Genomic DNA, 12,525 nt, shown 5'->3' with positions numbered 1-12,525 from the left:
ACCTTTAACATGTAAATTTAAATCTAAATATGGAGAATAAACATGGGAACATTTTAATTATTGACGACAATGAGGAAATGTTATTGGCACTGAAGGTTTTTCTGGCTCCTCATTTTTCAAAAATTGTAACGGAAAAAAATCCAAATCTGATCCCTGTTTTAGTTAAAGATAATTTTGATATTATCCTTTTGGATATGAATTTTTCGGCTGGAATTAATTCTGGGAACGAGGGCTTTTTCTGGATGAATGAAATCTTAAAAATTGATTCGAATGCCTGCATCGTTTTCATTACTGCATATAGCGATGTTGAATTAGCGGTAAAAGCCATAAAAGAAGGTGCTGCTGATTTCATCCAAAAATCTTGGGATGAAAAGAAAATTCTATCCACGGTGATGGCAGCCTATAAATTGCGAAGATCAAAACAGGAAATCAGTCAGTTAAAATCAAAACAAAAGCACCTGACCGAAGGCATTCAAGAAAAGTTTCATTTTATTCATGGGTCCTCTCCCTCAACGCTGAAAGTAATCGAAACCATTAAAAAAATTTCGGCAACCGAAGCAAGCATTTTACTTTTAGGTGAAAACGGCACAGGCAAGGAAGTAATCGCCCGTGAAATTCATCAACTTTCAAAAAGAAAAGACGGGATTTTCGTGAGTATTGATTTGGGAGCTATTAGCGAAAGTTTATTCGAATCAGAATTATTTGGACATATAAAAGGTGCGTTTACAGATGCAAATGAAGACAGGACGGGGAGATTTGAAATTGCATCCGGAGGGACCTTGTTTTTGGATGAAATCGGTAACTTACCGCTTCATCTGCAATCCAAATTGCTTTCGGTTATTCAAAACCGGGAAATTACAAGGGTGGGATCATCTGTAACAATTCCGATTGATATCCGTCTTATTTGTGCCACCAACAAGGACCTCTATAAAATGCTTGACGAAAATAGCTTTCGCGAAGATTTGCTGTATCGCATCAATACCATTCAAATTGAGATTCCGCCTTTACGCGAACGTTCCGCTGATATAGAAAACTTGACCCTCCATTTTCTAAACCTCTATGCGCAGAAATATAAAAATAAACCAATTTCGATCAGCAAAGCAGCCATTGAAAAATTGAAAAAACATTCCTGGTTCGGAAATATCAGAGAGCTTCAGCATACCATTGAAAAGGCAGTAATTATGACAGAAGCGGAACAGATTATGGCCAACGATTTATCATTTAGTGGGAAAACAACTTCTAAAAACATGGATGTTGAATCTCTGAATTTGGCTGAAAATGAAAAGCAAATAATTTTAAAAGCGATTCAAAAATTTAAAGGAAATATGAGCCTCACGGCAAAAGAACTTGGTATTAACCGCTCTACTCTTTACGATAAAATGAAAAAATATGACCTTTAATCGTTTTAACTTTTCGATCATCCTACAGGTAGTTTTGATCGGATTCAATACCAGTTTATTTGTTTGGACTTATTCGATGGAATACATGTTAATTACAAGGTATTCGTTAATCCTATTATGGTTTATTCAAATTATATTATTAATCAGATACGTTCAGAAAATCAATCGTGAATTGAACCGTTTTCTTCAATCCATCAAATATAGCGATACAACGATAAAGTTTAATAAAGATGCTAAAAGTCCGTTTAACGAGCTTTATCAAAGTTTCGAAGAGGTAATTAATGCCTTTGGTAAAATTAAGGCTGAAAAAGAAACTGAATATCAATTTTTTCAGGCAACCATCCAGCACATTGGGGTTGGAATTATTGCCTTTGACGAAAATGGTCATATCCATCTATGCAACAAGGCTGCCAATGAATTGCTAGGTCTTCCGGTATTTATAAACATCGAGGCATTAAATAAAATTAAATCCGGATTTGATGAAACTTTAAAAAAGCTTAAGCCAAATACGCCTGAACTTATAAAACTTAAAATTGGCCACGATTTAAAGCAATTATCTTTTCATGCCACAAATTTCAAAATCGATAAAAAAACCATTATACTTGTGTCCATCCAGGATATCCGGAATGAAATAGAACAAGGCGAAATGGAAGCCTGGCAAGGATTGATTAGGGTAATGACACATGAGATTTTAAATTCGGTTAGTCCTATTACTTTACTTTCTTCCGGGTTAATCAATAATATTGAAAGAAACAAGAATCAATCTTCAGGATTTGGGAAGGAAAACTTCAAAGATTTACTTCAAGGGCTGAAGGTTATTCAAAGCCGAAGTAAAGGCCTGTCATCATTTGTAGAAGATTACCGCTCGTCGATGCAAATTCCTGCTCCTCAATTTAAAGAACTAAAAATCAGTCAGCTTTTTGAAACTATGGAAACTCTTTTTGCAGAAGAATTCAATCAAAAAAACATACAATTCAAGGCTTTTGTGGAAAATGATTTGAAAATTCTTGCCGATCAAAAACTAATTGAACAAGTGCTTATTAACCTGATCAACAATTCCATATATTTTACATCGAAAACTGAACCAGCCAAAATTATTTTAAGCGCTAAACTTAAAGAACAAAATACCATCATCACAGTAACCGATAACGGACAAGGAATTGATGATGAAATCATCGACCAGATTTTTATCCCATTTTTCTCCACTAAAGAAAAAGGAAGCGGGATTGGGTTGAGTTTTTCTCGCCAAATCATGCGATTGCACAAAGGCTCCATTTCGGTCGAATCAAAAAAAGATGTTGGAAGTACATTCACGCTTAAGTTCTAAATCGTTAAATTTATAGCAATTAAAAAAATCTCAATATGCAAAGCGTTCGTAAACTTTTTAAAAAAATCAGGAAAATAGCTAAGAAATTTTGGAGTTTTATTAAACGAATTTTTACAAAATTTCAAAAATGGCTGGTCAAGAATGGACCATCATTGAACACGCAAAAGGGTGCAGTCGCGTCCATATTTTTCGCAATTATTGTTTATCTGGGATATCTGGCTGCAATTACCCTTAAATCAGGTGTAGGGATTCTTTTTGACATTACCATCGGAATTGTAATTGGTGCGCTTTGCCTGGCACTTCTAACTTTAGGTATCAGGTTCGTTTTAAAAATTGTATCAAAAATACCAATAAAATATGGCGGTTTATTTATCGCAGGATTTATTACACTGATACTTTTTTCAGAATCTTCAGTGAATGCACTTCCATTCATTGTATGGGTGTATTTGTCTTTTGCCCTTTTGGGAGGTTCAATTTATGCATTTTTCTTTGGCGGTTTTAGAAAAATCAAAGTACTAAGTAAAGTGTTTGTCCTTGTAGCTTTTCTTATTTCTTTTGCAAGCATTGTTGTTTTTATTATTTGGATCGGAAAAACAGGTACCGAAAAAGGTCTTATTAAAGTTGATAAATACAAATATCAGTCAAGGGAACTTCAAAACGTTGCCAATCCTTCACTCAATGGAGAATATGAGGTAAAAACCACCAGTTATGGAAGCGGAAAAGATAGACGGGATATTTTCGGAAAGGAGGCCCAAATCATTACGGAAAGTGTAAATGCCAAACCATTTGTAAATAAATTGAGTGGACGATTTAATAAACTTAGGTTGAAATTCTGGGGGTTCAACCGAACCAAATTCCCAATTAACGGAAGGATCTGGTTTCCGGATGCAGAAGGGAAATTCCCCTTGGTTTTGATCGTACATGGGAACCATAGTATGCGCGAATATTCCGATCCGGGCTATGCCTATTTGGGCGAATTTTTAGCAAGTAAGGGCTATATATTTGTTTCGGTGGATGAAAACTTTTTAAATGGCGATTGGACCCAAAACTATAAAACCGAAAGCGATGCACGGGGTTGGGTTCTACTGAAGCATTTATCGGTTTGGAGAGAATGGGTAAAAAATCCGGAAAATCCCTTCTATGACAAGGTTGATATGGATAATATTTCGTTGATCGGACATTCGAGAGGTGGAGAAGCTGTTGCTATTGCTGCCTCATTTAATAATTTATCTCATTATCCGGATGATGCGAAGGTTAAATTCGATTTCAATTTTAACATTAAATCAATTATTGCCATTGCACCTGTTGATGGACAGTATCAACCATCAGATCAACCTACTCCACTTAAAAACATTAACTATTTACTCTTTCATGGATCTCATGATTCGGATGTTTCTTCCTTTTCAGGTGACAAGCAATTTAAGAGAATAAAATTTGATGATGGGACTTATAAATTCAAAACTTCGATTTACATCTACCGGGCCAATCACGGGCAATTCAACACCGTTTGGGGAAATCATGATAGTGGCATGCCAGGCGCATTGATCCTGAACACCAAAGCATTGCTAGAAGGAGAACAACAAAGGCAAATTGCCAAGGTTTACATGGGTGCCTTTCTGGAAATGACCTTAAAAGGAAATCAGTCGTACCTCCCAATATTTAAAGATTACCGCAATGCCGAAAAGTGGTTGCCTGAAACGCTTTACATTAATCGTTTTGAGGATTCAGAAACAACGATTATTGCTGACTATGATGAAGACATCGATGTAACCACAACAACCATGAAGGGTGGCGGACTTCTGGGTGAAGAATTAAGGATTTGGAAAGAGAAAGATCTTGGTTTCAGGAAAGGAAGCGGGCTTCGTCAAAATAAAACCGTATTTCTGGGCTGGGAAAACCCTGAAATTAAAAAGGATTCTATCAATTCTGATTCAAGCTCAATCGTTCTTGAAACGGATACTATACAAGAGCCAAATGCTTGCGATTCAAACAAAACTTATCCTTTTTATTCATTAAAATTACCGAAAACAGCTCAACTCGAAATATTGAAGAGTTCAGATTTAACAATGATATTTTCTGTTGCCCAGCTTGATGAAAAAGTGCCTAAACATGATAGTTTGGATACAGCCGAAGAAAAAGAAAACTGGTCGTTCAATGATGAGAACAACAGTGATGAAGCTGAAAAGGAGAATGAGAATACCAATGAGAACCAGGACAAAAATAAAAATGTGAACAAAAACAAGGATGAGAAAAATGACAAGAAAACGGATAAAAAGAAAGATGATGAAAAAGACAAGGCTAAAATTCCTGTCGATTTCACGATTGAGTTAAGAGATACAGATGGCCATGTTTCATCAATTCCGGTTTCCGAAATTATTTCAATCATGCCTCCTCTTGAGATCGTATATACCAGGTACAAAAAATTTGAGAAGGAATTTGGCAAATCCAGCGAACCAGTATTGCAAACTGTTACTATACCGATGGAATTATTTAAATTAAAAAATCCAGAAATCTCAATTGAAAATCTGGAGCAGATCAAATTTATTTTCAATAAAACCACAAAAGCCATAATTATTTTAGATGAAATAGGGTTTCGGAAAGGGAATTAAAAGCACCCTTCGATATGTCCCGATAAAAATCGGGACACTCAGGGTGTGAAATAAATTGGGAATTAAGTATCATGCATTAGCGGGATGTATCAAAATGCCAAATTGATCAGAAAAAAAGGGACGCCATCCGCCAATTGGCGGATGGCGTCCCTTATACGATCAGAAAACTGGCTTATTCGTAATAAGCCATAATATTACCAGAAATGAGTTGTAATGAGATCTCCGCAAGTTTAGCCTGATAATGAATAGAAAATAATCTGTCCTTAGCATCCAGAAGGCTCTTCTGAACCTCACGAAGCTCTAGTCCTGAAAGACTTCCAAGCTTATAACTTTCCAATGCGATATCAAGATTCTCGGAAGCGGTTTGAACGTTTTGCTCTTCTAAATTTATAAGTCTCAGATTATTAATATAGGCATTGTAAATACTAATCAGATCAGCTTTTACACCCTGCTCAACTTCTGCATACTTCAATTCTTTATTTTGAATTTCTATCGAAGAGTTATTCAAGCTTCTTCTCTGATTAAATCCATCAAACAAATTCAACCCAAGTGTCAAACCATAATTCATACCATTGGTAATTTGATTCTTATTTGTGCTATTTGAATAAGTATTCAAATTATAACTATATCCGGATGATAAATTCAGATATGGATATGACCTTGATTCTATCAGCTTATAATCATATTCAGAAACTACCTTATTTTTCGATGCAATTAAAAGACTGGTATTGCGCATCAGAGTTTCTTCTAACAATTTTTCGTACATAAACAGTTGTATTACTTCAATAGAGGCATCTTTTGTTATAAATTCAGTGCCTAAATCCTCAACGGCCATAAGTTCGTTTAATCCAATTTGGACTGTTCTTACTATCTCAAATTGTTTAGAAAGTTTTGAACTGTCGGCATTTAAATAAACACGCGATTGCAAAACCTGTAGTTTTGAACTGGAACCTAGAAGGTATCTTTCCTCATCAATCCTTAAACGTTCTTTTGAAAGTTCCATCGCGTACTTCATGTTGTTCAGCATCTGAACCTGCTGGATATAATTATAATATCCAGAAATAATATTGGCAATCAAGTTTTCTGCTGACATTTGAGTATTTAAAGCCCCGAGTTGTTCCAATTCACCCAGCTTTTTATATGTGGTTTGAACATTGAACCCATCGAAAATAGTCCAACCCATAGCTAATGCAGCATTTGTAGTCGTATTATTTATACCCTTTGTTTTTGTTTGTTCCCCTTCAACCGGATTTGAAGTTGTATTGTTGAGAGTCCCACTATATCTGCTGCTAAAATCCAATGTTGGCAAATAGCCTGCATTCCCCCTTGTATTATTATTTTTTGTAATAGTTTCGCTATTACGGGCAACACGTAAAGAAAAATTTCTTTCTAACCCGATTCCAATGCAATCTTTTAGCCCATATACAGTTTGAGCATTAATCGCAGAAAAGGACGAAATTATTAATAAACTAAGATAGATTAATCTCATTTTTAGACTTTTTTGTTTCACTAGAAATAAATGTGTAAATAGCCGGGACTACATAAAGCGTTAAAAAAGTAGAAATTAATAATCCACCAATTACAGCAGTTCCCATTGCAACACGACTTTGGGCTCCTTCACCAAATCCAAGCGCCAGAGGAGCAATACCTAATATCGTAGCCATACTGGTCATCAAAATAGGCCTGAAACGTGAAGCAGAAGCAAACTTGATAGCTTCTATCTTCGACATCCCGGCTTGTTTTCGTTGGTTGGCAAACTCAACAATTAGAATACCATTTTTTGAAACCAGACCAATCAACATGATAATCCCGATTTGGCTAAAAATATTCATGGTTATATTGAAGTACCACATAAAAATCAAGGCACCTGTAAGCGCTAATGGCACAGTCATCATCACAATTAGTGGATCTTTAAAACTTTCAAATTGAGCAGCAAGAACCAAGAATATTAAGATTAACGCTAGTACGAAAGCAAACATCAAACTCGACGAACTCTCTCTAAAATCTTTCGAATCTCCGGCCAGAGCGGTCCTGAAAGTATCATCAAGCACTTCAGCAGCAATTTTATCCATCTCTTCCAGACCCTCACTAATGGTTTTTCCTTTAGCCAAACCTGTCGATATCGTTGCGGCTACAAATCGATTATAACGATAGAGTTGGGGAGGAGCCGTTTCTTCAGAAAAAGTAACGAGATTATCAAACTGGATCATATCGCCAGCATTATTTCTTACATATAATGATTGGAGATCTAATGGTTTGTTTCGGTCATTTCGTTCAAGTTCGCCCAATATCTGATACTGTTTCCCATTCATAAAGAAATAACCAAATCGCTGACCACTTAATGCTAATTGAAGGGTTTGCCCAATATTTTGAGTAGAAACGCCCAAAGATGTTGCTTTTTCACGATTGATGTGTATCCTCAATTCAGGCTTGGTAAACTTGAGATTAACATCCCCTTGTTGGAAAGTTGGATTGTCCATTACTTTAGCCATAAAAGGAGGAATGATATCCCTCAGTTTTTCAATTGATGTTGCCTGAAGAACATACTGGACTGGTCGTCCGGAACGTCTTCCACCAAAAGTAGATTGTTGATTGACAAAGGCTCTCGCCTTGGTTTTTGTTCTGAGTACCTCAGCCAAGTCTTCTGCTATTTTTTGCTGAGAACGTTCTCTTTTATCCGGTTTTGGCAACATCACCGTAATATTCCCCGAACCACCACCTCTAATCATATTGGTAATTCCATCCAACTCAGGAACCTCCTCAATAACTGCTTTCTCAATATCATCAGTATATGCAAGCATGAATTCATAAGTTGCGCCTTCAAACGCAGAAGTATTTACTGAAAGCTGCGAACGGTCCTCAAGAGGAGCCATTTCAGCCGGAATAACTTTCCAAAGAAAAATAATCAGACCAAAGGAAGCACCTACAATTAAGAATGAAATCCAACGTCTTTCCAAAAATTTATTCAGGCTTCTTTTGTATCCGGCATTAAGATTATCAAAGAAACGTTCTGTTTTTCGGAAAAACCAGCTATGTTTAGTCTCTCTTTTTAATAATTTTGTTGATACCATCGGGGTAAGCGATAATGCAAGGAAGGCTGAAATCCCAATAGCACCAGCCATCACTATACTAAATTCCCTAAAAAGCCTTCCGGTTAAACCTTCTAAAAACACAATCGGGAAAAACACTGAAATAAGGGTAATGGTGGTTGCAATAATGGCAAAATGAATTTCTTTTGATCCTTGCAAACCAGCCTCAAGTGGGCTCATTCCTTCCTCAACTTTTACATAAATATTCTCCATCACAACGATGGCATCATCCACAACTATACCAATTGCAAGAACAATGGCAAGAAGAGTTAAAACATTTATTGTAAACCCTGCAAGATACATGATGAAGAAAGATCCAATCAATGAAACGGGAATTACTAAAATCGGGATTAAGGTTGCACGCCAGCTACGCAAAAAGAAATAAATAATAATAACAACCAGAACGAAAGCAATATAAATAGTGTCTTTTACCTCTTTTATTGAGGAGCGAATATATTGGGTATTATCAAATCCGATTTTTACTTCAACATCTTCTGCTAAATCCTTTTTGATATAGTCGAGTCGACGATATACTTCATCAACAATATCAATATGGTTAGAACCCGGTTGGGGTACAATGGCACAACCAACCATCGGAATGCCATCCCGTTTAAGGATTCCTCTTAAATCCTCAGGTCCTAATTCAGCACGGCCTATATCTTGAAAACGAACAATCTGATCGCCTGATTGTTTAATAATCAAATCGTTAAATTCCTTGGGTGTAGTCATTAATCCTAAGGTGCGAATGGTCAACTGTGTATTATCACCTTCAATGGACCCGGAAGGCAATTCAACATTTTCGCGATTGATTGCATTTCTTACATCCAGAGGGGTGAGTTTATATCCGGCAAGTTTAACAGGATCGAGCCATAATCGCATGGCATATCTTTTCTGGCCCCAAACCATTACACTGGAAACCCCGGATATTGTTTGAAGTTGTTCTTTCAGGGTTAATTCTGCAACTTCTGAAATCTCAAGTAGTGATCTCTTTTTGCTGCCAACGGTTATAAACATGATCGGACTTGAATCTGCATCTGCTTTGGATACTGTAGATGGATCACAATCGCGTGGTAACATTCTCATGGCCTGAGAAACCTTATCCCTTACATCGTTAGCAGCAGTTTCCATATCCACGGATAGTTCAAACTCAACCGTTATTCTACTATTTCCCTGGCTACTTGAACTAGTAAGTGAACGAACCCCGGGTATTCCATTGATAGATTGTTCAAGTGGTTCTGTAATCTGAGTTTCGATAACATCCGAATTTGCTCCCGGGTATGAGGTACTTACCGATATAATCGCCGGATCAACACTTGGGAATTCACGAACACCCAAATAGGTCAAACCGACAAATCCGAACAGTAAAATTACCAATGCCATTACCGTTGCTAGAACGGGTCTTTTTATACTGACTGATGAAAGACTCATAGTTTTAATTTTTATTCAAGAGTGTATCCAGAACTATAGGGAGGTTTTCTCTTAGTTGCAGTATTCCTGTTGTTAATAAAGTATCGCCAAATTTGAGGCCACTAGTTATCTGTATCTCCGCAGCCGTTCTTAGCCCAATATCAACTTTTATTGATTTTGCTTTTCCCGATCTGTAAACAAATACTTTTTCACCGTCCATTTCAGGAATCAAGGCTTCAGTAGGAATTGAAATTGCATCCTCAATTTTTGACATCTGCAATGTGATTTCAGCAAAGTTTCCGGATTTAAGTTCTTCATTTTTATTTGGATATAGCGCTCGGAGCACCAGTGTTCTGGTCTCAATATCAATTTTAGGATCAACAGCATAAACAGATGCATCATAAATATTGTTGTTTACCTTGAAAGTTATTGGATAACCAATTTTTATTTCCTGAGCATATTTACCAGGGATTGAAAATTCAACTTTTAATGGAGTAATTTTAATAAGCTTTGCAATTTTTGTAGATGAATTCGCATAAGCTCCCTCGCTTAAATAACGCAAACCAATAATTCCGTCAAATGGAGCTCGAAGTTCAGTTTCAGAAATTCGGGCATTGATTAGGTTTATATCTGCTGAAATAGTTTGGAGTTCGGTCACAATCTGATCATAACTTTCCTGGCTAATGGCATCTTTATCGAGCAAGCTTCGCTGCCTGAATTCTTTTGCTTCAACTAGTTTCTTGGTCGCCTGCAATTTTTGTAATTGTGCCTGTAAAGGCTTATCATTTATTTTCGCAAGTAAATCACCTTTTTTAACTCTCGTTCCTTCTGTGAACATGAGGCTAACAATTTTACCAGATGTTTCGAAAGCCATATCGACTTCTTCATCAGGTCGCAAAGTCCCTGTCGTTTTGACCAGTTCGCTCAGTTGCTGGGGCTTTATCAAATAACCACTGACGTTCAGTATCTGTCGACCAGTACCTCGCATAGGATTTCCTGAATCTCCAGTTTTTGCATTTAAAAGTGGTTTTATTTTGGGGTATACAATAATCCCAACTATTAATATTACTATTAGGATTGTTAATCCACGTTTAACATTTTTATTCATAAAAGTGATATAATTGAAATAAAATAATTCAGTTTTACCTTTTGATGCAAGTTACATGATAACGAATCTTCCTATCCTCATCATTTATATATACACTTTCATCCAGATAATGACAAAATTAGACAATTATTTTGTCGAAAACTTTTAAGAAACTGTTAAATAATCAGCTTAAAATCCTTGTAAACCAATAATTTCGATGTACAGAGTAAAATAAACCACGAATAAAGACTTCTGTAGTATCAATTGTGATGCATATATTGATGAGAATTCATGTTTATATCTAAAATGGTTGTAAATCAATGCAACGATCCTTCAAATATTTAACTTGAAAGTTTTTCGAATAAGATCAATTTGAAGAGAGACTATGTTTAAGTATTCATTATTTCGATGTTCCAATTTTGTAATCTTCGGGTAACATTGATCCCACTTTCTTTTCTGAAATGGCACCTCCGAAAATAATATTGCTATTGGGAATGATCCCATTTCTACTGATATTACAGGTATCGCTTAAAAAATAAATCTCCGATTGAACCGGCACATTCGGTTTTTGGGTAGTTAAATCTTTTGGCTCTCCTTTTGAATTACCATTGTAAAAGAGATAAAAATGCTTATTATTCAAGCCCCTAATTTGCAGTTCATCTTTTTCGGGATAATTCAGATATTCATCAATTATAAATTCCTTGTATGATTTTTGTTTTGAGGTGCTATCAATAAGTTGCTCAAAAAGCTGATACCCATTTTCCTTTAGTTTTTTGTCGTAAAGTGATCTGCAAAAATGCTGACTTGAATTAAAATAGGCTTTTTGCCTGTTTTTCTCAAATTTTTTCAGGTCCTTTTCTCGTTCTGTTTTATTGGGAATAAAATAATAATAGCCCAAAAAGTAAGTTTGAAGACCTCCACTTTCAGATGCATATTGAACGATGAAATCAACCAGCTCAATTTGCAATGTATAACCTAAAAGTGGCAAATTAACTTTTAAAGGTTCCTTAGCACTTGCTTTAAGATTGATTGCTCTATTCATAAATATTTCGGAGCTATCTTTGGCCCACTCAACATCGCCGGAAACCCAGCTTTTGTCACTTAAAAAAATACTTTTCCCATCCTGAATTTCAGGAATTATTTTCATCCCCCATTTTTTCCGATCCCTGCTAAAAGAAAGAACCTCATCGTTTAGCAATATGGCATTCTTACCCCAATCATCAAACCCCAAAAACCACATTTTAAATTCGTTGATATTTTTTGTTCTCAAGTTTTTACCTTTCACATTTACTTCATCCATCTGCACTAACCTTTGAAATAATTCAACTTTTTTATGAGTTTCCTTGAGATTTTCGACAGATAAAACTTTTGGCTCATAACCAATATGACTAATTACGATCTGGCATGGGATGCTCTTAACTGAAATTGAAAATCCCCCCTCGTTATCCGTAGTCGTTCCAACAGTTGTTCCATTTATATAAACGGTTGCAAGTGGTATGGCTTGTTTTGTTTTAGCATCAGAAACAATGCCTGTTATATTTTGTTGGCCAAACACAATTCCCGGCAAAAAAAAGAACACATAAATTAACCGCTTCATAACAAAATT

Annotated in this window: 7 protein-coding genes; 3 read left to right on the top strand and 4 right to left on the bottom strand. The window is 36.0% G+C overall.

Annotated elements, in window-relative coordinates:
• Window positions 1-29 precede the first annotated feature (29 nt).
• Genes KKG99_16190 through KKG99_16180 form a run of 3 tightly spaced genes read left to right on the top strand, consistent with a single transcriptional unit; the run spans window position 30 to window position 5,336 of the window.
• Window positions 30-1,400, top strand: a complete 1,371-nt coding sequence (locus KKG99_16190) for a sigma-54 dependent transcriptional regulator (GenBank protein ID MBU1014539.1) — start codon at window positions 30-32, stop codon at window positions 1,398-1,400.
• On the top strand, window positions 1,390-2,727 hold the full coding sequence (locus KKG99_16185; GenBank protein ID MBU1014538.1) for a PAS domain-containing protein: 1,338 nt from the start codon (window positions 1,390-1,392) through the stop codon (window positions 2,725-2,727). The genes KKG99_16190 and KKG99_16185 overlap by 11 nt, the downstream gene beginning before the upstream one ends.
• Before the next feature lie 35 nt (window positions 2,728-2,762).
• Window positions 2,763-5,336, top strand: a complete 2,574-nt coding sequence (locus tag KKG99_16180; GenBank protein ID MBU1014537.1) for a hypothetical protein — start codon at window positions 2,763-2,765, stop codon at window positions 5,334-5,336.
• A gap of 172 nt (window positions 5,337-5,508) precedes the next feature.
• On the opposite strand, the gene KKG99_16175 is transcribed toward KKG99_16180, so the two are convergent.
• The 4 genes from KKG99_16175 to KKG99_16160 all read right to left on the bottom strand — a co-directional run bounded on the left by KKG99_16175 (window position 5,509) and on the right by KKG99_16160 (window position 12,516).
• On the bottom strand, window positions 5,509-6,825 hold the full coding sequence (locus KKG99_16175; protein ID MBU1014536.1) for a TolC family protein: 1,317 nt from the start codon (window positions 6,823-6,825) through the stop codon (window positions 5,509-5,511).
• A complete protein-coding gene (locus tag KKG99_16170; GenBank protein ID MBU1014535.1) occupies window positions 6,806-9,853 on the bottom strand; it encodes an efflux RND transporter permease subunit in 3,048 nt (1,015 codons plus the stop codon). The genes KKG99_16175 and KKG99_16170 overlap by 20 nt, the downstream gene beginning before the upstream one ends.
• A gap of 4 nt (window positions 9,854-9,857) precedes the next feature.
• Entirely contained in the window at window positions 9,858-10,940 is a 1,083-nt protein-coding gene (locus tag KKG99_16165) for an efflux RND transporter periplasmic adaptor subunit (protein MBU1014534.1), read from the bottom strand.
• A gap of 379 nt (window positions 10,941-11,319) precedes the next feature.
• Window positions 11,320-12,516: a carboxypeptidase-like regulatory domain-containing protein gene (locus KKG99_16160; GenBank protein ID MBU1014533.1), complete on the bottom strand. Its 1,197-nt coding sequence runs from the start codon at window positions 12,514-12,516 to the stop codon at window positions 11,320-11,322.
• Between the last annotated feature and the right edge of the window lie 9 nt (window positions 12,517-12,525).

Source organism: Bacteroidota bacterium, assembly GCA_018816945.1.
In the GTDB taxonomy this organism is placed as follows: domain Bacteria; phylum Bacteroidota; class Bacteroidia; order Bacteroidales.
Note: the sequence above shows the minus strand (reverse complement) of the source record. Positions and strands in the feature narration are given on the sequence as shown.